At 41.1% G+C, this 25,475-nt stretch carries 17 protein-coding genes; 10 read left to right on the forward strand and 7 right to left on the reverse strand.

Annotated features, from left to right (window positions below):
- Positions 1–85 precede the first annotated feature (85 nt).
- From G4P69_RS18645 to G4P69_RS18665, 5 genes are all read right to left on the reverse strand, one after another.
- Positions 86–1,222: a CO2 hydration protein gene (locus G4P69_RS18645; RefSeq protein ID WP_208345343.1), complete on the reverse strand. Its 1,137-nt coding sequence runs from the start codon at positions 1,220–1,222 to the stop codon at positions 86–88.
- A 37-nt stretch (positions 1,223–1,259) separates the two neighbouring features.
- The gene (locus G4P69_RS18650) at positions 1,260–2,729 is read right to left on the reverse strand and encodes an NADH-quinone oxidoreductase subunit M (RefSeq protein ID WP_208350825.1); all 1,470 of its coding nucleotides are present in this window, start codon (positions 2,727–2,729) and stop codon (positions 1,260–1,262) included.
- A gap of 39 nt (positions 2,730–2,768) precedes the next feature.
- Positions 2,769–4,640: an NAD(P)H-quinone oxidoreductase subunit F gene (locus G4P69_RS18655; protein WP_208350826.1), complete on the reverse strand. Its 1,872-nt coding sequence runs from the start codon at positions 4,638–4,640 to the stop codon at positions 2,769–2,771.
- 294 nt (positions 4,641–4,934) lie between these two features.
- Complete coding sequence (locus G4P69_RS18660; RefSeq protein WP_208345255.1) at positions 4,935–6,467, reverse strand: SulP family inorganic anion transporter; 1,533 nt, start codon at positions 6,465–6,467, stop codon at positions 4,935–4,937.
- A gap of 584 nt (positions 6,468–7,051) precedes the next feature.
- The gene (locus G4P69_RS18665; RefSeq protein WP_208345254.1) at positions 7,052–7,384 is read right to left on the reverse strand and encodes a DUF565 domain-containing protein; all 333 of its coding nucleotides are present in this window, start codon (positions 7,382–7,384) and stop codon (positions 7,052–7,054) included.
- Positions 7,385–7,688: 304 nt separating this feature from the next.
- On the opposite strand from G4P69_RS18665, the gene G4P69_RS18670 reads away from it, so the two are divergent.
- Both G4P69_RS18670 and G4P69_RS18675 read left to right on the forward strand, forming a co-directional pair.
- Positions 7,689–8,261, forward strand: a complete 573-nt coding sequence (locus tag G4P69_RS18670) for a hypothetical protein (RefSeq protein WP_208345253.1) — start codon at positions 7,689–7,691, stop codon at positions 8,259–8,261.
- Positions 8,262–8,491: 230 nt separating this feature from the next.
- On the forward strand, positions 8,492–10,294 hold the full coding sequence (locus tag G4P69_RS18675; protein WP_208350828.1) for an ArnT family glycosyltransferase: 1,803 nt from the start codon (positions 8,492–8,494) through the stop codon (positions 10,292–10,294).
- A 337-nt stretch (positions 10,295–10,631) separates the two neighbouring features.
- Here the strand turns inward: G4P69_RS18675 and G4P69_RS18680 are convergent, their stop codons facing one another.
- A complete protein-coding gene (locus G4P69_RS18680) occupies positions 10,632–14,213 on the reverse strand; it encodes an ATP-binding response regulator (RefSeq protein ID WP_208350839.1) in 3,582 nt (1,193 codons plus the stop codon).
- Positions 14,214–14,934: 721 nt separating this feature from the next.
- Here G4P69_RS18680 and G4P69_RS18685 point away from each other — a divergent pair.
- From G4P69_RS18685 to G4P69_RS18715, 7 genes are all read left to right on the forward strand, one after another.
- The gene (locus G4P69_RS18685) at positions 14,935–15,486 is read left to right on the forward strand and encodes a KaiA family protein (protein WP_208350830.1); all 552 of its coding nucleotides are present in this window, start codon (positions 14,935–14,937) and stop codon (positions 15,484–15,486) included.
- A 79-nt stretch (positions 15,487–15,565) separates the two neighbouring features.
- Entirely contained in the window at positions 15,566–15,883 is a 318-nt protein-coding gene (kaiB, locus tag G4P69_RS18690; RefSeq protein ID WP_208346296.1) for a circadian clock protein KaiB, read from the forward strand.
- 85 nt (positions 15,884–15,968) lie between these two features.
- Entirely contained in the window at positions 15,969–17,528 is a 1,560-nt protein-coding gene (gene kaiC, locus G4P69_RS18695) for a circadian clock protein KaiC (protein ID WP_208350831.1), read from the forward strand.
- 399 nt (positions 17,529–17,927) lie between these two features.
- Positions 17,928–19,988, forward strand: a complete 2,061-nt coding sequence (locus tag G4P69_RS18700; protein WP_208350833.1) for a TolC family protein — start codon at positions 17,928–17,930, stop codon at positions 19,986–19,988.
- 355 nt (positions 19,989–20,343) lie between these two features.
- Positions 20,344–20,739 carry a hypothetical protein gene (locus tag G4P69_RS18705; protein ID WP_208350834.1) on the forward strand — a complete coding sequence of 132 codons (396 nt, stop codon included), beginning with the start codon at positions 20,344–20,346 and terminating at the stop codon, positions 20,737–20,739.
- Positions 20,740–20,826: 87 nt separating this feature from the next.
- The gene (locus G4P69_RS18710) at positions 20,827–21,321 is read left to right on the forward strand and encodes a hypothetical protein (RefSeq protein WP_208346227.1); all 495 of its coding nucleotides are present in this window, start codon (positions 20,827–20,829) and stop codon (positions 21,319–21,321) included.
- Positions 21,322–21,484: 163 nt separating this feature from the next.
- Positions 21,485–22,264 (forward strand): photosystem II S4 domain protein, encoded by a 780-nt coding sequence (locus G4P69_RS18715; RefSeq protein ID WP_208346228.1) that lies wholly within the window; start codon positions 21,485–21,487, stop codon positions 22,262–22,264.
- Between the two features lie 66 nt (positions 22,265–22,330).
- On the opposite strand, the gene G4P69_RS18720 is transcribed toward G4P69_RS18715, so the two are convergent.
- Positions 22,331–23,107, reverse strand: a complete 777-nt coding sequence (locus tag G4P69_RS18720; protein ID WP_208350840.1) for an SDR family NAD(P)-dependent oxidoreductase — start codon at positions 23,105–23,107, stop codon at positions 22,331–22,333.
- A 752-nt stretch (positions 23,108–23,859) separates the two neighbouring features.
- Between G4P69_RS18720 and G4P69_RS18725 the strand changes: the two genes are divergently transcribed.
- Positions 23,860–24,876: a YihY/virulence factor BrkB family protein gene (locus tag G4P69_RS18725; RefSeq protein WP_208345858.1), complete on the forward strand. Its 1,017-nt coding sequence runs from the start codon at positions 23,860–23,862 to the stop codon at positions 24,874–24,876.
- Positions 24,877–25,475: the final 599 nt, after the last annotated feature.

Below are 25,475 nucleotides of genomic sequence, written 5' to 3' on the forward strand. Positions count from 1 at the left end.
ATTAAGTATCATTTTCAACTAATTCACTAATTTTTGCGCCGTAACGCACCGCTATTAATGGCTAATCAGACACTTTGGTGGACGATCAAAGTTGAACCTGTGGTAAGCGAGAATCAAGAAAGCGGTTCATCCAACTTTCTAGATAGGCTCGGTTGACTCTTTGCTCATCAGGTTCTGATGTGTTTAATGGATAGGGCGCTAGTCCTTTAATAACAGATGTCGTGACGCAAAACATGGATTTCTGGAAGCTGCGGCAAATTTGTACTCGGAGATTATTTGTTCCACGACGGGAACACTCATAAACTTCCTGCAAATAATCTGGCAGAAAATGACGCATATCCTGCATTAGCAATGTTGGAGGAATTCCAGCACCCCCAATAGGTAAAGGATCGGCGTAAATGACACCATAGTTAAATTGAGATAACTCTTGGGGAATTTGGTTTGCTTGTGCATTGTAGGAAATAGTTCCAAAAAAGGGTGTACCTCGGAAGAAAACCGCTTCAACATAAGGTACAGCTACGTCTTTTAAAAACTCCAACCCTGCATTTTTTGGGATGATATCGTAGCATTCACCACGAATCAGAACACTATAGGTGATTGGCAAGTTTGCTGCCGCTACTAAACCAGCTTGGATATGCTCAACGACGTCGGGAATAGAAGTGATTTCTTGGCGATTGTAGCGTTCTGATAAATCACAGAAAATATCGCTCATAACTCGCCAGAACTGACCTAAAGCACTGTAGTAAGTAAGTTGTCGAATCTGTTCACGGAAAAATCCAGGAAACAGGTGGTTTAAGCCCATAAAGATGGGATTCCCTTGAAATTTTGCCGCGATCGCTTGTTGTACAAGTTCCTCAAATCTTGGTGAATTCAAATAGGTATCCAGACCTTCGCCACCATGCCAAAGCATAGCTTTCATGCAATATTCCGCATATTCAAAGTTAATGCGATCGTGCCATCCATATTTCAGTAACTTTGCAAATGTTACTTCACCGTTGAAATATTTAAAAATGGGAAATGGCTCTAAAAAAGCATTTTCAGCGATATAGCACAGATTTTTTGAGTAAGCATCTAAAACTATGCCATAGCTATGTAAAATTCCTACAACCTCCACCAGATTTCTTGGAGAATCAGGAAGAAGAGTGTCACCATTTTCTAAACGATCAATGTAGCTGCTTAAAGGATGAGTTGACTGTTGCAGCTTTAAGAAGGCTTTAACCATTTTCAATTTTCTTCTAAACTTGATTTTTACAAATTCTTCAACGCTGGGAGATGGTGATCAATGGTTCTTGCATAGCAGTTGTTGTGGCTTTGCTGATGTTAATCAGCCAGCTTGGTTGCATACCCAAAATGATGATCATCACTGCCAGAATAATTCCAGGAATTGGCTCTGACCATTTCATAGGAGGTAAGTCAGTCATTCCCTCATCAATACGTCCAAAGAAAGCACGGTTGACCAAAAGTAGAAAATAAACAGCAGTTAATCCTGTAGCGAACATACAGAACAGGGTTTGTATAGGAAACACTGACAAACTTCCTCGGAAGCACAAAAACTCAGCAACAAAACCTGCCATACCGGGAATACCTGCACTGGCCATAGCGGCTAATACCATCAAGCTTCCAATCACAGGTAAACCTTGTTCAGGATTGAGTAAACCTTTGAGTTTGGTTAAATCGCGAGTTCCTGTTTTCTCATAAACCACGCCCACCATGAGAAACAACAACGCAGAAATTAAACCGTGACTGACCATTTGGATAAGTGTCCCCATAAGGCTCACAGGAGTTGCTGCTGCTGCTCCTAGTAAGATGTATCCCATATGTCCAATAGAGCTATAGGCAATTGTCTTTTTCATGTCTTTTTGAGCAATAGCCGTAAAAGTCCCAAACAGAACGCTCGCTACCGCCCAAGTGGCTAGCCATGGAGCTAAAACTGACCACGCTTGAGGAAATAAACCCAAGCCAAACCTCAGTAATCCATAAGTTCCCAACTTTAACAACACTCCAGCCAACAGGACAGAAATCGGTGTGGAAGCCTCAACGTGAGCATCTGGTAACCAAGTGTGGAACGGAACCAAAGGAATTTTGACACCAAAGCCCAACAAAATTATGATGAGTAACGGAATTTGAGTACTTAGTGGTAACAGAGATGATAGTGCTGGATCGTAAGCAAAGTTAGAAGCACCACTGAAGCCTACTAAACCCAGAAAGGCAATAAGAATGAAAATCCCTGAAACTGCTGTGTACATCAGAAACTTTGTTGCTGCATATTGGCGGTTCTGACCACCCCAAATGGCAATGAATAGATACAGGGGAATCAACTCCATTTCGTATAAGACGAAAAAGAGCAATAAATCTTGAGCGAGGAATGCACCAGATACGGCACCGTTCAACAGCAAAATGAGAGCGTAGTAAAACTTCGGTCTTGGGGTGTGCGCTGGAGTGCTGTAGATAGCGATCGCTGTTAGTAAACCATTGAGAATTAACAACGGTAGAGATAAACCATCAACTCCAAGATGGTAAGTTATCCCTAAACTTTCAATCCAGGGAGCGTACTCTTGAAATTGCCAATTAGAATTGAGTTGCTCAAATCGACCTGCTAAGATGAGAGACCAAATGAACAAACCGAAAGTCACTGTAAAAGCCGTCCATCTGGAAAAACGGGGTGTGACTCCTGGGAGAAATCCGATCAGCGCAGCGATCGCAGGTATCCAAATGAATACACTAAGCATATTTCACTCCTAGATGGCAAAAAGCTATTTTCTGGCAATTTAAAGAATGCTCAAAATCTCAGAAATGTTGAAGACTTGGAAAAATTTCCAACTGATGAAACCGGTTAAAATACTGATTCCCAGAAAAATGGTCAGTACATAAGATTGAGATAGACCAGAAGTGCTGTACTTTAAGCTTTGACCACTCTTTTGAGTGGTCAAACCAACCAAATTGACTAATTTATCTACAAGATTGCTATCTAGCCAATTAGTGAATTTAGAGAACTGGGTAACGGCTAAAATGACGCTGAAGCGATAAATTTGCTCGATGTAAAAGTCGTATGCTAGCAGGTTATGGAAGAATCTAGCAGTTTTACTTTTTGGTTGGAGCCAAGTACGCTGCAATGTGATTGTGTTTCCGAGGACGCAACCTAAGACACCAGAGAGAATATGTAAAATCACTTGATGCTGATTCAAGGACATCCAGAATGGCAGAATGTTTAAACTCCTTAGCATGGCTGGCACAGAAAGGGTTGTTGCGATCAAACCCAACATTGGTAAAGCCATTTGCCAAGAAATTTCTGGCGCACACCGAGTTTTTGCTTGAGAGGAACCTAAAAAAACCAGACGAAAGACACGAGTGAAGTTAAATGCTGTCAGAGCGTTGATTAAAAGTAATACCCCGACTAGCCAGGGAGAATCTAGCCAAAAGTGGTCAATACCCTGTTGCATTGCCCAAAATCCACCTAGTGGTAATAATCCAATTAATCCCGCCGCGCCAACAACAAAACCACTTGCCGTAATTGGCATTGTCTTGCCTAGTCCGCCCATCTCTGTTAAGTTTTGGCTATTGGTTGTAGTTATGACGCTACCAACACTCATAAACATCAGAGCTTTAGCGATCGCGTGCACCAAAATCAGCATCAAAGCGAAATTTCTGTATTGCATCCCAACCGCAATAAAAACCAATCCCATGTAAGCGCTGGTGGAATGAGAAAGGGCGCGTTTGATATCAATTTGGGCGATCGCAACCAATGAAGATCCAATTGCAGTCACAGTACCAATTGTCACTAAAGTGGCCATTGCTACTGGTGAAATTGCTAGGATGGGCTGGAGTGTAACCAACACATAGCCACCACAAGAAACCACAAGTGAGTTCCGCAAAACTGATGCAGGGCTAGGAGCTTCCATTGCTTCATCTAGCCAGAGATGGAGAGGAAATTGAGCACATTTCCCAGTAGGACCAGCTAGTAACGTCAAACACAGAAGTGTCGCGCTTATAGGGGGTAAATTAGCAGTTTTTGCCCATTCATAGAGGTCGGGAAAGTTGCTGCTTCCTACCAAAGTTGAGAGTACTACCACTCCCATGAGTAGTAGGACATCCCCGACTCGCTTGGTAAGGAATGCATCTCGTGATGCTTTAACCACTAGAGGTTGAGCGTACCAAAATCCAACCAATAGGTATGTCGAGAGGGTTAATAGTTCCAAAAAGCAGTATGACAGGAGCAGGGAATTGCTTAATGCTAAACCACTCATTGCTCCTTCAAAAAATCCCATCAAGGCAAAAAAGCGAGCAAGAGCATAGTCTTTCTCCATATATCCCAAAGCGAACAGCTGTGCCAACAGACTTAAACCTGTCACCAATTGCATTGACCCAACACTGAGGGATGAGATTTCTAAAGCAAAAGACAAATCTAAATCTGCTATTTGAAACCAATGTATGGTCAGATGTTGAGATGGTTGGTTCCAAATAGCACTAAAAACAACTGAACCGTGAATATAGGCGCACAACGTCATCAATATATTCCCGTAAGCTGCTGGACGTGGACCTGTACGCTGAATCATTCCAATAGCCCAAGGCACAGCAAAAATAGCGCCCAGTAAGCCGTAAAACGGAATTAACCAACTTGTTTGGATAAAAAATTCAGTCATGTAATAGCTCCAAACGTCAAAATTGCATAAATTCGTGACCAACACGCGCCAGAGAATGTTTTATGAAGAAGAATTCAGGAGTCAGGAGCCAGGAGTCGGAATGAAGTTGTTGGTAAAAACCTCGTCCCCGGTGGACGAGAAAGGGGTTGAAACTTTCCCTAAGACACCATCCCTTTATGAGTGGTGTATTCTGACTCCTGAATTCTGACTTCTGACTCCTTTTTATTAATGACGGTTTCCATCATTAATAAAACATGGATACATAGGGTAACCCTTAATTTGCAACGCCGATTTTTAAGTTGTTTTATAGGTAGATGTGAAGGGTCTACGATTACGCTCTATCAATCCATCCCATTGCACAATGAGATTAGTACCTACTTTTTGCTGTTGTTTGCTCCATGTGGAAATCAAGTCGAGACATGAGTGATCTATGTAAGCCAGGTTTTCTAAATGAAGATACAACTCACTTCCGGGTGGTACTTTTTCCAAAGCACTTGCCAATTTTGGTAAACGGACAAATGTTGCTGCTCCTTGGAGATAAATATGCATTTGTCCATCGTCATCTGTGAAAGTTTGGATATTCAGGATGGACATCTTATAAATCAGTGTCATTGCTGTCAGCGTCACGCCAATTAGGACACCTGTTAGTAGGTCAACAGCTACAATTCCGATGAAGGTCGAGCAGAATATCACCATAGGAAGACGCCCGTACTTTTTAAGTTGGCGAATGTGTTCTACTTCTATTAGCTTGTAGCCAGTGAAAACTAGAATTGCTGCTAAGCTAGCTGTGGGAATCATCCTTAACAATGCTGGTGCACTCACCACTAACAGGAACAACCATAAACCGTGAAGTATCCCAGATAATCTTGTTTTAGCACCTGCTTCTACGTTGACAGCACTTCGAGCAATCACCCCTGTCATAGGCAAAACACCAAGCAGCCCGCAGATCATATTGCCAAATCCTTGTGCTGCTAATTCTCGGTCAAAATTGGTTCTTGTTCCAGTATGTAAACGATCTACTGCGACAGCTGAAAGCAAACTCTCTGTACTTGCAATAAATGCAATCACGAACGCTTGGAAAAATACAGGCAGCTGAAATACTTGAATCAGATTGGAAAATCTGGGAAGATGGACGGCCTCTGTCAAAGATGTAGGGAGATCAACATAGTGAATCGGTAACGAGAAGACTCTGGATATGACTGTCGCAGTGACCACACCTACAAGCGCTCCAGGTACAAGCTTCAAACTGCGCGGTTTAAACTTATTCCACAGGACGAGGGAGAGAATAGTTGTCACCCCGATCAACCCTGCTATGAAATGAACGTTGGGATCGCCTGAAAAGAAAGCTTCTTTGATATCCTTAGGAATTGTAATTAAATTCTCCAGACCATGTCTGCGTGGTTTGTCATCGAGCATGACATGAAATTGGGAACCGAGAATTAAGATGCCGATACCTGCCAGCATTCCATAAATGACGGCTGGAGACATGGCGCGAAATAATTGACCTAGCCTGAATTTGCCCGCAAGAAATTGCATCAAACCTGCTAATAGCAAAATGGGGCCAATCATGTCAATACCATTTTTTTGGACAATTTCTGCAACAATTACCGCTAGCCCAGCTGCAGGTCCGCTCACAAGCAAAGGGGATCCAGAAATCGCAGCAATCACTCCGCCTACAATTCCTGTCACTAAGCCGCGTGCTGGAGGAAGTTCAGATGCGATCGCGATCCCCATGCAAAGTGGAAGAGCTACAAGAAACACCACAAATGATGCTGCTATTTCACTGGTAAACAAGGATTGATTCCGAATATTGGTAAGCTTTGTCATTTGTTTGCTCTCGATCCAATAGAAAGTTCTCTTTTTCGATACGCAGAGTTATTCGTTACTTAGTTACTGATAAAGCTCCCTGATGTTGTTAAAGAATTCATCCACAGTCAAAGCCCTTAAGCTGTTTCATCCTCTGACCTGAACCAGAATATAGGGGCCTGGGATAATAGATGTTGTTACTTGCTTGATTCATCACTAAAAATGATCCCTACTACTTAAGACAGCTTCTCTACACAAATTAAAGAAAGTGACTCAAGATGTAGCGCTTACGTTTTTTGGTTTAACTTACTTCATAGATAATTCTAAATCGTTTACTTCATTTTTCTTTATCTTTATTTAAACTTTAGTAAAATTACATGAACTTTTGATGAGCAAAACATGAGAAAATTTTAATAAACCCAAAAAAATGTGCCATTTAGTCTCGAAAATTTCCTACGCCAAGAGAAAAACACGTAAATAAATTCAAGGAAGAGGGAGCTCTTAGCAGGGGAAACAATGGGATGGGGATTGGACCCAAATTGGGCACAGGGCAGCGAGTGTCGGTTTCCCATCTAATCCCCCTGCTCCCTACTCCCTACTCCCTTTCATGACCCTAATTTAAAGGCTTCAAGAAACAAGCTGTAAACTAACCCAATTTTAAGGCTATTCAGCGAATCTAACCAAAGTGATCGCTTTGCTAAAAAACTACGGCTGTAAAATATTCTACTGGTGATTTCCGTTAAGATGACTAAAATTGCAGCTACCACAACATCCCATTCAGCCGTTTGTCCAGATGTAGTGGAAATGACGTTTCCCAGGAAAAAGCCGAACAAAAGATTGATCACCACAAGCGAAAACCGCCGCCAAGGATTGGAAAACCATTCTCCTAATCGCCTGGCGATCGCATCTAGTAGGTTGTTGAGACGAGTATTTTGCATCGAATGAACTTGCGAAAGTCAAGATACATCGAAATATTTTTTCTATACTGATAGTAGAGGGTTCAGCATTGTCCTTTTTAAATATTGTATTATCTTTCAGTTTGGTTATTATTGATTAACAAAACTTATATGTCTTGCTATTCTCAACCAAGCACAATATGGGTATTGGACAATGTAGCTATAAAGTTAATAGCTAACAAAGTGGGTTAGGGCTTGCGCTTGTGGTTAATTATCGTTTTTAACAATGGGCTGCTATATGCCCAAGCCTAGAAAAAATACTTATTTCAAATAATTATCAATCAATATGAAATCAATCCATCGTCATGCTATTCTGTTAGCTTGTTCTTTGGTACTGCTTTTACTACCAACGGGATGCTACGAGGTAAGTGTATCTTTTGAGCAACCAGCAACAGAAGCATCACCAACACAGTCTGCTCAAACATCGGATTTGCAAAAAACAGATTCTTCTATTGCGCTACAAGGAGCTAATGCTTCTACAGTAACTAAACAAACGAATTCTGTCTTAGTCTCCCAAAGTAACAACAATCAGAAAGCACAATCTCAAGGAAGCTTACGAATCAGTAATCAAACCGAACAGCCTGTTCGCCTTGCTCTACTAGAACGGCACTTAGGGAGGAAAAGCTCTACGAAAAATGATATCCCAGCACATTGGGATTTTGCTCCCAAAGAAGGTAGTGAGAAGGGGTTGGTTTTATCATTGCCTAAAGGTAAATTAAAGCTCGAAAAAGGAGATATTTTAGTTGCCTTCGCACAAGATGGTTCCCGAAGCTACTGGGGACCATATGTTGTGGGTGAAACTCCCTTACCCAGTTGGAGTACTGAAAAGGCAGAATGGCAATTGGTTATTAGTCAATAGGGGGGATTGGGTATTGGCGACTGGGTACTGGGTACTGGGGAATAATATGTTCAGGGTCAAACTGAATTTTATAATTTTTTCGACTGAAAGCTTCATACCTAAACCCCAATCCCAATCACCAATCCCCAATCACCAATCCCCAGTCCCCAATAAGGAACTGAAAAATTGAGTCAAAGTCATCTTAATTGGTTTAGGATCGTGAATCCAATTAATCAAGTGGCTGATGACCAATGACAAAAATAGGAAAGCACCGATTTCTTTTGATACTGTCAATTTTATGGTTAATTTTAATTTGTTGGGTAGCTTATGGGTGGAATTTAGGCAGTATCGGGTTGATAGATGAGACAGAACCGCTATTTGCTGAAGCTTCCCGCCAAATGTTTGTCACTGGTGATTGGATCACACCATTTTTTGATGGAGAAACTCGTTTTGATAAACCTGCTTTGATCTACTGGTGTCAAGCGATCGCGTATTCAATTTTCGGAGTCAATGAGTGGGCTGTACGTCTTCCTTCGGCGATCGCCGCAACAGGGGTAATTTTCTTGGGATTTTATACCATACACCGCCATCTTGCACAAGAAGTTGACTTCAAGCACCCTTTAAAACCTTGGTTAACAGCTGCTTTAGGCGCATCTGTTATGGCATTGAACCCAGAAATGATTATCTGGGGTAGAACTGGTGTTTCAGATATGCTACTCACCGGGTGCATGGGTTCAGGCTTATTATGCTTTTTTCTGGGATATAGCAATAATAATCAGTCTTCTAGGTTCAATAAGTGGTATCTTGCTTTCTATGTGCTAATTGCTGGTGCAATTTTGACTAAAGGACCAGTGGGAATAGTCTTACCTGGATTGATTATTGGGATATTTCTATTTTACCTGGGCAATTTGCGCAAAGTCTTGCAAGAAATGAACCTAGTCATAGGTACGCTAATTGTCTTAGGCTTATCAGTGCCATGGTATGCACTAGTAATTTGGCGCAACGGATGGGCTTTTATTAACTCCTTTTTTGGTTATCACAACCTCGAACGCTTTACCGAAGTTGTTAATGGTCACGCAGCTCCTTGGTATTTCTATTTTGTAGTGGTATTACTGTGTTTTGCTCCTTACTCGATATATTTGCCTGTGGCAATGTCAAGGCTTAAGTTTTGGCAAAGAAAACATTGGTGCGCCCAAGAACGAAGCAGACAACTCGGTTTGTTTGCCTTTTTCTGGTTTATGGGTGTCTTTTGCTTTTTCACAATTGCTGTCACGAAACTTCCTAGTTATGTATTGCCTTTAATGCCCCCTTCAGCTATTTTGGTGGCGCTGTTATGGAACGATTTAGTCAAGGGAGATCTTGAGCAGAGGAGCAGAGGATCTCTTGAGCTCTTGAGCGGGGGAGCAGGGAAATTAAAAGGAATTTATCGCTCTTTTTTTCTGTGGAGTGGTTGGGTGAATGTAGTGTTTTTATCGGCACTTGCAATAGCACTGTTTCAGGTTCCACGGATATTAGGACCTGATCCAGCTGCACCAAACCTTCGGCAACTACTTATACAGTCAGGTTTACCAGCTCTAGGTGGTGTGATTTTGCTCTGTTGTGCATTAGTGCTTGCATTTATATTGATACGGCGCTTTTGGCACAGTTTTATTATTGTAAATTTACTAACTTTTGTGGCGTTTTTGGTTTTTGTTCTTACTCCTAGTTTGTTTTTGATGGATCAACAGCGTCAGCTACCTTTAAGGGAATTGTCAGCGATCGCAGTACAAGCACAAAAACCAGGGGAACAATTAGTTATGGTTGGCTTTAAAAAGCCTTCTGTGGTATTTTACACTCGCCGTAGCGTCACTTACATAAAAGACGCTAAAACTGCGGCAAAATATATTCAAGAGCAATCTATTAAGAAAGCGCAACCTCTCTCAGTACTGTTATTATCGCAACCTACAAAGTTCCCACAAATAGGTCTACAGCCTACAGATTATGAAAATTTAGGTGCTAAAGGAGCTTATCAACTGATTCGACTTCCAATACGGGGCACGGGGCATGGGGCATAGGGCACCCCTGCGGGGAAGTCAAAAGTCACGCATTCAAAAGTCAAAACTGGTTCAGAGGGAACTCTTAACAGGGAACTCTTAACAGTGTACCCACGGATGCGCGCCGTGGGATTGAAACAAGGACGCCGTATTTAAGAGCGCTGCGCGTCTCGAAATACATCTTTATTTGCAAGTGGGCTTTAAACCCACAAAGTCACGTTTTTTTTCTTTCCCTGTTCCCTGTTAAGAGTTCCCCGTTCCCTTTTTTTTGTAAGATTTGTCTTTTTTCCTCCCCTGCCTCACCTGCTCCCCCTGCCTCCCCTGCTCCTCTGCTCCCATGCCCCATGCCCCATGCCCACTACCCGTTAGCATTTAACGCTTGGTGAATATGGGTTAACAAGTCTTCCATGGAGATGGATCGGGGCAAAATATGGTTAGTGAGTGTACCCAAAACAGTTTCTATATTATTGTCTTGGGTTTCTTCTGCCTCATTAGAATTTAATCGTTGGTCGAGTACTAAAACAGGTGGCAAATTGAAAGGTAATTGTCTCAATGTTTGGAGTGCTGAGTAAACCTCTTGTTGTCGACTATTAGACTCTCCTAAGCAGATTAAAAGTAAGTCAGCGCTCCCGTGGCGAATTTGTTGCAGCAATTCAGCCCAGGAGCGCCCCATCACTGCTTTCAAGCCAGCAGTTAATAGATACTGAATCAAAGCTTGAAACCACTCAGAACCACGAGAAATGGTTAAGGGTTTTAATCCCAAAGAAGCACAAGGGGTGTTCATCTGAGTTGCTAAACGGTTTGGCGGGGAGTGTTTTTGTGACCGATAGCCGCTCCGGGGCTTTTGTTTGATCTCTGGTAAGTCTGGTAGCATCGCAAAATCTACCACTAAGATGCTAGGTGGGCAAGATACGCCTGCGGCAATTTGTAGTACTGATAATAAGGCATCTGTTTTCCTGTTACCGTTTCTGTGTTCAGAACCAAATGATGTTAGTAAGCAAGGAAAAACAGAAAGTCCAGGTACCAGAGAAGCTGCTTGTGTAGTTGCCACGTCACAGGTAACAAGAGGTAAAGTTATCAAACGAGGATATTGATTAAATTTTTGCAAATAGCTTTGTGCGGCTGGCATTTCTGCATCTAGCAAAACTACATCAAAATGCCAAACTCGAGTTAAAAGATCTGCTTGATCTAAATTATCCGCTTCTACAACCCGGTGGTTTTGTAGCGACAAAGGTGAGTGGACATATTCCGACTCAGAACTAACTAATCTGAGAATTCTCAGTGAACTCTGGGTAGGAACGATTTCACTATTGTTTCTCTTTTGCGGTTGGGCTTCAGGTATAGCAAATAAATTTTCAATTAGCGGTGTTAAGAACTGATGTTGTACTGGTAAGCTCAGAAAACCGTCTGCTCGATTGCTATGTGCTTGCTCTTTCTCGGCCCTTGTTGCTGTTACAACTACAGGAATGTGACGGGTTGCACTATCTGATTTTAGTAGAGTCAGCACATCCCAACCTGATAATAATGGAAGCAACGGATTGAGGAATATAGCTTTGGGTTGTAAGCGACGAGCTTTTTCTAATGCTTCACATCCCGAGCGAGCAATCACCACCCGATATCCTAACCCTGTTAGCTGTTTAGTCAAATCGTCAATATATCGCGCTACTGCTTCAACAACCAATATTAAGCTGTTTTGATAAGTTGGGAAAGTGGAATTGTTTATAGGGTGTTGGGAAGACAATGAGGGGGAAAGATGAGGAGAATAATTTTTTGGTTCGTCTATAGATAGTTGATCTGTAATAAGGTTTTCTGAATTATTAGCGTCTCCTTGGTTCAGGTAAGTTGTGTTGGAATGACGTTGTGTTTGTTGAACTCCTGTTCTTTTAAAAAGAGGTTGTGAGGTTTCATGCAGCTTTTGCTCTGATCCCCATATCTCAATATCTCCAGTTCTTTTCTGTGGAGGGCTAGGCGGTAGGAGTAATGAAAATTGGCTACCTTTACCTTCTTTAGATAAGAAGCTAACATCACCACCATGAAGACGAGCTAAAGCTCTAGTTAAAACTAACCCTAATCCTGTTCCCTCATGTTGGCGAGTGAGCGGATTTTCTAGTTGTTGGAATTTTTGGAAGATGAGATGCTGTTGATGTTCGGGAATTCCAATACCTGTATCCCATACAGTGAAGGTGATCCAGCCTTCCCAACGATTCACCAATAGCCCTATTTCCCCACCAGTTTCTGTAAACTTGAAGGCATTTGAAAGCAGGTTTACGAGCATTTGACGTAAGCGGAATTCATCTGCCACTAACTCATCTAAACCTGGTTCTATTGAGATGGTAAATTGATGTTCTTGTGTAGTGCTGCTGTGTGCTGCTTTGCTGGTTTCCCGATGTATAGTTTTTGCCTCTGATATAGCGCGATCGCACACAGATCTGATTTTGACGTTGGACACAGACAGTTCCATCTGTCCTGTTTCCATACGCGTTAAATCCAAGATGTCATTAACAACACTCATTAAGTGTCGTCCACTTTGATGAATTAATCCTGCATAACGGGCTTGACGCTCGTTTAGTGTGCCTAACTGCTGATCTACTAGCAACCGCGATAAACCCAAAACTGCTGTTAAGGGGGTTTTCAGTTCATGACTAATACAAGCTAAAAACTCATCCTTTAACCTATTAAGCTGAATCAGATCAGCATTTTTTGCTGCCAGTTCTTTGCAAAGCTGTTGCTGCTCAGTAACATCAGTTGCTAGCATCAGCCACAAATCACTGTCGAGCGGCAGATCTTTTGATTGAGACGAGGAGGAATACTGAGCAACTTTTCCTGTCGACGGGTCAAACGCGTTGAGATAATTGGGGTCACCCAACAAACCTTCTGAATCACGAGTCAAAATTTGCCAATCTGGACTATCTAATGGAATTTTGGCAAATTGCCAGACTCGCTCCTGACCATTTTGTACTTCAACAATACAGGTACAGGTACCGAGTTGGCTATCCAAAAAGCACCGACTTGAGCCGGTTGCTTCCAATTGCTGTTGGTGTTGGCTTTTCGGTGAAGTTGATTTTGAACGTTTTGGTACGGTGTTAAGGGATAGCTCCTCGCCTAACCCAGACAAAGAATTTTCTTGAGTCTGAAGTTTAAGAGATTGGGGCGCAGCCGGGCTATAATTCTCACTAAGCCTACTATTAGTAGTAATCTTGACTCCCTTTTCAACAGGGTGTTGTGTTTTTTTCGGTTGCGTATTTCCTAGTATTGCCTCTACCTGCTGCCTCACACCCTCTGGATCTTTCAATGATCCTAGCTGCTGCCACCAAGCGGGGTTTTGGGTTACGATCTCTCCGGCGCTGGTTTGTAACATTAAAGGCCAAGGTAGCCGTTCTAGCAGCTGTACTAATGGCTTGTCTATCAGTGGTTTGCTTTTAGTACTTTTAGTATGATTCGTTTCTATAGAGGCTTCAGTAAGCTTTGGATCAAAAGCTGGGTAGCAATCACTTTTGGAACAGACTATTTCGCCCTTGTGCTTAGCCACAATTTGTAACAGGCGCACGCTATCTAAAAGACCCAACAATTTACCATTGGAGTCAATGAGTACCCAATCTCCTATGCTAGTGTTTGCTTGGTTCGGTTGAGAATGCAAAAATCTGCTCAACTGTTCGACACAAAAAGAAGCTGGTAATGTTTGTATTGGTTGGATCAGTTCTTTTCCTAAGTTGGAAACTGGCTGCTGTAAGTCTAAAAGATTTTTGTCAACTTGTCCGTTTAGCATTTGTGATGCTAAACGGGCACAATACAACAATCCTATTGGGCATTGCTGCTCATCTAGTATAACCACGCGATCGCACTGCTGTTCGGCAAAAATTTCCAGTACAACTGCTAGAGCAGTCGTTTCTAGGCAACTGGGCACTGTTGCGATCAAGTCATAAAGTGGGTACTTTAGCATTGACATAAGGCAATGAGGTCATTCCTTGAAGAAAGTGTGCTTCTGTTTAGCAATCAGCTAGCTGCAAAAGCGGCGACTGTGTTTACAAGTGAAGCAATATCCTCCATGAATATTGAAATTTGGGATTTTTGTTAAAAGTTTAAGGGCTTTAAAACAATGGATTTTGCTATAAAAAACAAGCAGTTCATGACCAACAGTCTTAACCAAGGCAGCAATCTTGGGAAGCGCCGAGATCATTACAGATAATGCACCTAGGCTCCTCTTGGTGTTCAACTGCTCATCGATAGTGAGAGCTACGACAATTATGGCTCCAAAAATTCGCTTTAGAACCTTTAGGAATTATAATGATTTATAATGCGACAATCGTTTATGTTTGTTTAAGTATCTTATTAAGGAGTGTAGTAAGGAAATCTATATTGAGATAGATCTAAAAAAATGCAACCTATGGCTAGTAAACACATCCCGGGTACTTCATGAGCGTATATAGTTGCTCTGGAGGTTTCTCGCTTTATAATAAAAGACTACTGGTTTAGTCACTAAGTGATACTTCCGGATAATTCCTATAGCTTGTTAGTTGACTAAAATCCGTTAACACCGAAGCAGGTACTTGAAGTCGCTTAGTCTTATATGCTGCATACCTGATCTCAGTGTAGGAGTCTTTTCCATCTTTAGACTGACCAGTTTTCTTCTCAAGGTGGAGTATTAGACATAACAATAAGAAATGTTATTACCCATTTTTATTCTCCAACCAAAGTTTAAAAAAGTTTTAAATTGTGAGCCTGACTTAGCCATTAAACAAAGCTATACATGGCGTATTTGTAACGCTATTCAAATCACTCTTACTAAAACTAATGAGAAGATACACTATTTACTTCACCAAGGACAAGAAAATTTACCTAAAAAATTAAGCCTCAAATATTTTTTTGGAGATAACCGTGCTATAGGAGAACATCAGTTTTTTCTGCAAATGACGAGAGCCAAAGACGAGGCATTGTTACAGCAACTCAAATCTGAATACAGCTATATCCTTATAAATTACTTTACCACAGATAAAAAATTGAAGGAAAAGATTGATAAATTTATCAATGCAGTATTTTATGCTAATATTCCTGTGCCACAAATTATAGAGATTCATATGGAACTGATTGAGGATTTTTCCAAACAGCTAAGATTGGAAGGGAGAAGTGATGAATCATTACTTGATTATCGCTTGACCTTGATCGATATACTGGCTCACTTATGTGAGCTATATCGGAGTTCTATGTCTAAATGAGGAGAATCGCTTGAAATTCAAAATCAACACCAGACATGTATTATATTCTATCCCATCTTAAGGGATAAGTGTAACTATTATGAGTAATGTAAAAAAAACCTATGTTCTTAAACTTTATGTGGCAGGCAACACCCATAACTCTGTAAGGGCTTTAAAAACACTCAAAAACATTCTAGAACAAGAGTTTCAGGGCGTTTACACGTTGAAAGTCATCGATGTCCTAAAAAACCCACAACTGGCAGAAGAGGATAAAATTCTAGCCACGCCGACACTAGCTAAAATATTACCTCCACCTGTGCGTAAGATTATTGGTGATCTGTCAGATAGAGAGAGAGTGTTAATTGGCCTAGATTTGCTGTATGAAGAACTTATTGAAGAAGAAAATCTTCAATCATAGACTTCATGACATATAGAATATAGAATACAAACTTTATGAGTAAATTAACTGGGTTTAAAACCCGTTTATAAGTTTTAAACAAACAATGAGTGAAAAAGACAAACTACAGCCAACCAGTACACCAGTTGGAGGTGTCGAAAAAATTCGCACAATGATAGAGGGCTTTGACGACATTAGTCATGGCGGTTTACCTCTTGGCAGAACAACCCTAGTTAGTGGGACTTCTGGAACAGGCAAAACTTTATTTTCTCTGGAGTTTCTCTATAACGGGATCCGCTATTTTAATGAACCAGGAGTCTTTGTCACTTTTGAAGAATCTCCAAGTGATATCATTAAGAACGCGCATATCTTTGATTGGAATTTACAACGTTTAATTGATGAAGGAAAGTTATTTATTCTCGACGCCTCGCCTGATCCAGAAGGACAAGATGTAGTAGGTAATTTTGATCTTTCTGCATTGATTGAGCGCTTGCAATACGCAATTCGTAAATATAACGCTAAACGAGTGGCTATTGACTCCATTACAGCAGTATTTCAGCAGTATGAAGCCTTGGGAGTTGTACGACGAGAGATTTTTCGTCTCGTGGCGCGCCTAAAAGTGTTAAATGTTACCACACTTATCACAACAGAACGTACGGAAGAATACGGACCCGTTGCTTGTTTTGGGGTAGAAGAATTTGTTTCTGATAATGTAGTGATTATCCGCAACGTTTTAGAAGGAGAGCGCCGCCGCCGTACCGCTGAAATTCTCAAACTGCGTGGTACGACACATATGAAAGGCGAGTATCCTTTTACGATCACCAATGGAGGAATTAACATTTTCCCACTAGGAGCAATGCGCTTGACTCAACGGTCTTCAAATGTAAGAGTCTCTTCTGGAGTCAAAACTTTAGACGAGATGTGTGGTGGTGGGTTCTTTAAAGATTCGATTATTTTGGTGACAGGAGCTACTGGTACTGGTAAAACCTTATTAGTGAGCAAGTTTCTTCAAGATGGCTGCGTCCATAACGAAAGAGCACTACTGTTTGCTTACGAAGAATCACGTGCTCAACTCTCTCGCAATGCATTCTCTTGGGGAATTAATTTTGAAGAATTAGAAGGTCAAGGTTTGCTAAAAATAATTTGTACCTACCCTGAATCAACAGGTTTAGAAGATCATTTACAAATTATTAAGTCAGAAATTGCCGAATTTAAGCCATCTCGTATTGCTATTGATTCTCTTAGCGCATTAGCACGAGGTGTCACCAATAATTCGTTCCGCCAATTTGTTATTGGTGTTACAGGTTACGCAAAGCAAGAGGAAATTACGGGTTTTTTTACCAACACAAGCGACCAATTCATGGGTTCTCATTCAATTACGGACTCTCATATTTCTACGATTACAGACACGATTCTCATGTTGCAGTATGTAGAAATTCATGGAGAAATGGCGCGAGCAATAAATGTATTTAAAATGAGAGGTTCTTGGCATGACAAGGGTATCCGCGAGTACAATATCACCGCAGATGGTCCAGAAATAAAAGATTCTTTCCGTAACTACGAACGAATTGTCAGTGGCGCACCTACCCGTGTTCTCATCGATGAGAAGGCAGAACTTTCGCGTATTGTCAAGGGCTTTCAAGACAAACAAAGTTCTGATCCATGAAATATTTAATATTGACAACATAACTCCTAAAAAAAGAAACCTTCACACAAGCAAGCAACAGTTAGGAGCATGATATATTCGCTATTGAGAAAACAATGATTACAAAGGTTGATCCATGCGGCTGAACAACAGAACAGTCTTGATGATGAAGACGAATAAACACAGAATTTGTTGCCAAAACAGCAGCAATACTGTAGTGTGCTGCTCTAAACTAAAGTTACACGTTTAAAATTAAGTCATTTTTTTCTAGTTTTACCATTTACGGTGGCTCAATTTATAGCCAACTGTCGTCTTGGTAACATGTAGTCTAGTAATTAATATTAAATTCAATGCTATCCCTTTTAGGGTAGTAAAAATGCTTGTGATTTTGTTCACTTGATTTTTGTGTGAGGGGATGCGGTGAAAGGACAAAAATTATTCCATAGCTTTTTACCTGGTGTAACAGTAGCAGTATTAACAACCCAGCCTGCTTGGTCTCAAACTATAGATCTGAGTCTTATTAGTTCTGGTGATGTATCAACTTCTCTGGACAACACAAGCTTGGAGAAAAGCAATATCAATATAAAACAGCCTATTGCTCTTACTCCTGAAACTACTACAGATACTCCAAAATCTGCTAGTAGTGAAGTGAGCTTGAGGAGCAACACTAACCTGTCAGTAGAAGAAATAATTAAGAACGCTCAGGGTGTCGTTTTCAACCTAACACCTATAAGTGGTTTATCTCACCAACCAGATACAAGTCATTTTATTTCTTGGGAAAAATCACAGTCGCCAGTTGCTTCCGGTTCTAAAGCTCAACTGGCTTCGTCTATCCGATTATCTACACAGAAAAAAAATCCTCAAACTCAGTTACTAAGCGTCTCTGAGATGCCAGTAAAGCGTACAAGCGCAGCAAAGCTTTTACATGATGAGGAATTGTGCCCTACAAAATTGCTATCAGGTGTAGGAAAATGCGTAAAAGAAAATAATAGGGTAGCTCAAAGGAACACTACAAATCCCAAAGTCCCAACTCAGCAGTCAGTACCTACTCCTCAAAGCAACCCCCAAGTACCAACAACAACGCCACCAGCACCGACAAACACTACTCCTGTAGTACCAACAATAAAACCAACCAATGCTGGTCCCTCAATCCAAGTACCTGGGTATCTTAACGCTAACCCGAATCCCTTACAATTCCCTACTAAACCACAGGAAGTGAGAATTGTGGGAACTCAGCCAATTACTTTGGCACAGGCTTTAGAAATTGCACGGCGCAACAATAGGGATCTACAAGTTTCGTTACTGACTTTACAAAAAAATCAGTACGTCTTACAACAAGCTCAAGCTGCTTTGTTGCCTTCTTTTAGTCTTAGCGCTGATGTTACTCGCGGCAGAAGCGCAACTAGTACTCTAACTCAGCGACAGAACGAGCGTGCAGGATTACCCTCTTCCGATCCAACTAGTTCAAGTTTTACTGGTGGTGCAACACTAAGTTATGATCTTTTTACCTCTGGGCGAAGGTCAGCTAGTATTAGACAGGCTGAGGAACTGGTACGTTACTATCAATTGGATGTTGAGCGTCAGTCTGAGGTAATCCGCCTAAATGTAACTAGCGGCTACTACGATCTGCAATCAGCCGATGAACAAGTACGGATTTACCAAGCTTCTGTGCGTAACTATGAAGCTAGTTTGCGAGATGCATTAGCTTTAGAACGAGCTGGTGTTGGTACTAGGTTCGATGTTCTGCAAGCTCAAGTTCAATTAGCAAATGCTCAACAAAATTTAACTAATGCTTTGTCAACGCAACGAACCAGCCGTCGCCAATTTGCCCAAATCCTGAGTATACCACAGTCAGTTGACATTAGCGCAGCAGATCCTGTGGAATTAGCAGGTCTTTGGAATCGGAATCTTGAAGAAACTATTATACTAGCTTTTCAAAACCGTCCAGAGTTACAACAATTCATATCACAACGAAACCAAGCTGAGCAACGGCGACGAATAAATCTTGCCCAGCTAGGTCCACAAGTTAGTTTAGTTGCTCAGTATAATTTACTAGATGTGTTCAATGATTCGTTTGGCATTAGTGATGGTTATTCGGTAGGACTCAACACAAGAGTGAATTTGTTCGATGGGGGAGCAGCCAGAGCACAGGCTAATCAAGAAAGAATTAATATTCGGATCGCTGATACTCAATTTGGTATTCAGCGGGACCAAATTCGTTTTGACGTAGAAAATTACTATTCTCAACTGCAAGCTAATTTGGTGAACGTCCAAACTTCTACTGTTGCCTTAAGTCAAGCTCGGGAAGCTCTGCGTCTAGCAAGACTGAGATTTCAAGCAGGTGTAGGTACTCAAACTGATGTTATTACTCAGGAAGCAGCCCTCACAAGTGCTGAAGGTAACCGAGTCACGGCAATTCTAAATTATAACCGCGCTCTGGCTAATTTACAAAGGGCAGTCACTTCAAGAGCATTTCGCTAGAATTGGGAACTGGTCAAAAAGAGGGAGCAGGGGGATGATACGGGAAAACCGATACTCCCTGCTCCCTCTGCCCGTAGGGGAAGTCAAAAAGAGGCAGACTACTTTACAGATCGTAGCGTGACCCTTCCTACAGAGCGTTTGCACTGTAAACTATGAAATATAATAATTGAAAATAAAAATAACATAGCCGATATCATGCCCGTGTGAACAGTTACGATATCCAGCCCTCTCCCCTTACCCCTCTCCCAAACTTGGGAGAGGGTTGCCATCTAGGTGGGGTGAGGGCTCATATAATTAAGTCATTAACTGGACATGATATGAGTGGTCTATTCCTCAGCTACGAGAAAAGCAACTCATGACAAAAGTAACACCAAAAGAAATTGCACAGCTACGCTCTCAATTGGCAGAAGATTCCAGAGCAATGGAAGTACTCGATTTGATAGAGGATTGTGAAGGAGATTTAGAAGATGCAGCTATGACTTTAGCCATTCGAGTTGGACAGGAGCCAGAAATACCCAACTCAGAGTGGTTAGAGGCTTTAGCAAGAAAGTGGCGTGCTGTCGTTTGTCAATCTGAATTTCGTAAAGACTTGCTTGATGGCTCACTCCAGCAGATGATGGAACATCTAAAAACAATAGAGGGCTTTCCTCAGATTTTGGCAACACCAGTATTAATATTCGTTTTGAAGCAAGGCGTGAATAATTTTTGTGAGCCTTTAGATGACGTGACTACTAATGACGCCATCCCTTAATGAAAAAATTTTTTCTTGATGCGCTTTCTCCCTATTCTGCTAGTCTGAAATTGAAGTACAAAATTGGTTGACCAAGCTGTTGAGTTAATGAATTACATTGTTGCTGTATTACCAGATCGCATTCAAGCAGAAGCTGCTTATGTCGCTTTAGAGAAGGAGAAAATAAAAGGTACAATCCTCGGGAAAGGTTATAAAAGTGCTGAGGAATTCCGCTTAGTTGACCCGAAAGAGTCAGCTAAAAAGCGAGCTAGATTCATGGCTTATTGGCTAGTACCATTTGGATTTTTTGCTGGTGTTACTTTTAGCTTGATCACAGGTTTGGATACTTTTGCCTGGGCTGGTGAAATTGGTAATCATATTATAGGGGGACTGCTAGGCGCTGGTGCTGGTGCAATGGGTAGTCTGTTTAGTGGTGGTGGTGTTAGCTTACTATTTAGTAGTGAGTCCTTACCCTACCGCAACCAGTTAGACGCGGGTAAGTATTTAGTTGTAGTTCAGGGTTCCGAAAGTCTAACTCGTGAAGCAAGTCGCATCTTACGCCAGTTCGACCCTGAAAATATCCAAAATTTTGTTAACGGCTAACGCCGCTGCGCGGAAGTCAAAAGTCAAAAGTCAAAAGTATTATATATAAGGCTTTTCACGGTTTGAAATGGTTGCTTTTTTACCCCGCGCGGTACTAGTAATTATTGCTTAATCATTCTACCCTAGTCCCCAGTACCCAGTCCCCAATCCCCAATCCCCAATAATGTTACCACGCGAAGACCTTTTAAAAGGTGTAGAAAATAGAGAATCTGTAGCTCGTGTCATTGACCAGGCTGAGCAAGCAATTAAAACTTGGGAAGTTGTGGTGACGGATTTTTTGTCTCCACCAGAGTTAGTTGAGCTTCAAGGTACCTTTAGCAGTTTAACAGAGGTACAGTTGTTGGCGTGGGGTGGATACCCGCAAGCTGAACGCCAAAGAGTCGCGATCGCCCGTTCGGAACTTCCCTTAGATCAATCCCAAGTTGCTGTCACAGCCTTAGACATTGCTGGTAATTTCCTATTTGATACCGCTACTCACCGCGACTTTTTGGGTGCAATGTTGGGAACTGGTATTGTTCGCGAAAAGACTGGCGATATTATTGTCCTTGGAGAACGTGGGGCTCAGGCAATTGTTGTGCCAGAGTTGGTAGAATTTTTAGAGATGAATCTACAGCAGGTGCGATCAGTTCCAGTGAAAACACAGCGAATTGATTTAAGCGAGTTAAAAGTTCGAGAACCGAAAAAGAAAGAATTGTCCACTGTAGAAGCTTCTTTGCGCTTGGATGCGATCGCATCTGCTGGTTTTGGTATGTCTCGCAGCAAAATGGTAGATTTAATTGACGGTGGTGATGTTCGTGTCAACTGGAAAGAAGTGACTCAAGCCAGTTCTCAACTCAAAACCGGTGACTTAATTGCCATTCGCGGCAAGGGACGTTTAGAAGTTGGAGAAATCGCAGTCACTAAAAAAGATCGTTACCGAGTTCAGTTGACGAGGTTTATGTGATGGGCAATGGGCATGGGGCATGGGGCATGGGAAAATAAAGTGGGTTGAATTTTGTCGGAGAGGTTATTACTTTCTAAATTGTTTTTCCAGCATAGTTAACAAAATTTTGCGTGGAACTAAGGGAGATAATTTGGTGATTGCGTGAGTGTTAAAGTCGCCAATCACAACAGTAGAATCTCCTCTTTCCAAAGCTTTTAAGGATGCACGTGCTACTTCTTTGGAAGTAGATATTTTATTGGTTTTGCCTGCAAGCGCTACTGGTATCTGAGCTTCTGCAAAAAAGTTGGTGTCAACTGGTCCAGGGCAAACGACTAGCACACGCACACCATAATCACGATTTTCTGCCCATAGTGCCTGACTAAAACTGAGGATAAATGCTTTGCTGGCAGCATAAACAGAAAGGTAAGGTATCGGTTGAAATCCTGATAATGAAGATAAATTAATAATGCCTCCAGAACGACGCTGGCGCATTTCTGGTAAAAATTTATGAGTTAAATCTACTAATGCTATAATATTTAGCTGTATGATTTTAAGCTGGCGCTCTCCGTCTCGTTCGGCAAAGTCGCCATAATCCCCAAAGCCAGCATTGTTAATTAATAAATCAATCCTCAATCCTTTCGCTTGAACAGTATCATAGACAACTTGTGTAGCACTAGGTTCTGTCAAGTCTTTAACTATAGCGTCTACCTGAATTTTATACTGTGCTTGTAATTGTTGAGCTAGTTGGTTTAGTTTCTCTTCAGAACGAGAGACAAGAACAAGATTTATATTTTGTGCAGCTAGTTCTTCAGCAAAGGCTTGACCAATACCACCAGATGCACCAGTTATTAAAGCGGTTGACAACATTCCAGTTTCTAGATCATTTCTTAATCAATCTATAAATATTAACGACAACAGGTAGAAGTTTTAACCGCCTAAAGCCAGATATCAACCACATGAACTTTAGCTAGTTCCAAGTCTTGTGTAGATGCTATGGACTATACGCTCTGCTCATAAGGTGGAAGAGATTCTCAGGCGATCGCCCCTTACAAATGTAAAGAAATTTTACGAACAGATACTGCTAAACGACGACAGGTGTGATCCGACAATCCCGAGGGGTCACAACTGAGGGAAGCCCAACGCAGGTTTCCTGGAATAGCCATCTGGGGTGTTTCAAAGGAAAGCCGCTGCATATGAGGAATTTTTACTTTAAGTGAACCTTGCGCTTTTTGGTGTAGATAAAACCATTGTTTTGCTCAATAAGTTCGTGTTCTTGAACGTATTAAATGATTGAGAACGGTTACTAAACGCAAACGGAGTGATTGTCAATAATGGCGAAAAAGTACTCGTTCTTCAAATTGATCCGATTGGAACAGTGATAACAGGGTCATTTAATAAGTTCTAACAATAAGGATAATCATGCAAAAGGGGTTATACCTTTTGCATGAATGCAAGAAACCTTGCATCTCTCAGTTGTATCTCGCAGCTAAAAAAATCACTGTAAATTCAGCCTTTGAGATGCTGCACTAAAGCCTTGGGAAAGATGTGCTGGATCTAAGATGTTTGATATTAACTAAATGGTTAAGTAAGCATATCTTGATGAAAGAGGAGCCTTAATGAAACCGAAGGCAATTTTGGGGCTGTTCCAAGAGACGTTTAGCGAATGGAGCAAAGATAATGCATCGCGATTAGCCGCTGCCTTAGCTTATTACACGATTTTTTCGCTTGCTCCATTGTTGATTATTGTTATTGCGATCGCCGGATCTGTTTTTGGAGAAGATGCTGCAAGGGGTGCGATTGAGAATGAGTTGCGGGGTTTAGTTGGTTCTGCGGCGGCGGAAGTCATTCAAACAGCAATTCAAAATGCCAGCAAACCACGACAAGGTACTATTGCCTCCATTATCAGTATTGTAGTTTTGCTATTCGGTGCTACTGGTGTATTTGCTGAACTACAAAATGCCCTAAATACCATTTGGGGAGTACAACCCAAACCAGGACGTGCGGTGAAAAACATCATTCGCCAACGCTCTTTGTCATTTGCGATGGTATTAGGCATCGGGTTTTTACTTCTGGTTTCGTTGATCATCAGCGCCATTTTAGTAGCGTTAGTTGCTTACTTTAAAAATCTGGTACCAGGAATCGATTCCCTATGGTATGGTGTCAACTTTCTCCTTGGTTTTATTGTTACTACTTTACTTTTCGCACTAATTTTCAAAGTTTTGCCAGATGCAAAAATCACTTGGAGTGATGTTTTGGTTGGAGCCGCCCTCACAGCACTTTTATTTTCTGTGGGTAGGTTTTTGTTAGGAGAGTATCTAGGTAACAGCAGTTTTGGCTCGACTTATGGAGCTGCAGGTTCAATAGTTGTTATTTTAGTTTGGGTTTACTATTCCTCGCAGATTCTGTTTTTTGGTGCGGAATTCACGCAAGTTTATGCTAAAAAATATGGTTCTCGTATTACCCCAGACAAAAATGCAATTCCTCTGGACACGAAAAATGACTTTCAACAACGAGTAAAACTTTCTCGAACTTCTCAAACAAGGACACAAAAGCTATCATCCAACTGGATCAATCACTTATTACGCCATTTCCATGTATCTAAGCGGTTAAAACGCAAAAAAAGAAGAAATTAGGAATCCTAATTAAGCTGTCTAATTCTACTTAATAACTTCAATTTGGCAATCGTTGAAGATTGTTATCAAATCATGACTTATTTCTCGGACATAATACTAGCAGGATTTCTTCGGATCAATTCCCAATTCAAATTTGGATTCGCTCTCAATTATGTGTAAAATAGTCCCACTGAACATTAGTACATAAAATTTTTAAGATTTTCGAGAATATTTGACCGACATAAAACCCCTCTTTTAAGGCAATTTATATTTACCCATGTTAATTAACTAACATGTAGTAGAAATTTTGTATGGTCTTTCTCAGCATTCAAGCTAAACCTAAACTTGAATTTGATTTAAGAAAAAATTTTTCTATAAGCCATATATATCAATAATTTCAAGATTTATGTTACAACTTGTTGTTTCCAGATTACTTTTAAAATTGGCAAAAAAATAACCCCAAGACTAGGGTTATTTATTGTACAGGACTTTTTGGGTGAATTTTCCAATTCCCTAATGGTACGGTTGGTCATTATAGTGACTTAGGAAACGTTTAAGCAACTAAGCCCCAGCGCAAACTGGGGCATTTCTTATTTGAAAGATGAAATTGTACTATTAAG

The organism is Aetokthonos hydrillicola CCALA 1050, assembly GCF_017591665.1.
Classification (GTDB): domain Bacteria; phylum Cyanobacteriota; class Cyanobacteriia; order Cyanobacteriales; family Nostocaceae; genus Aetokthonos; species Aetokthonos hydrillicola.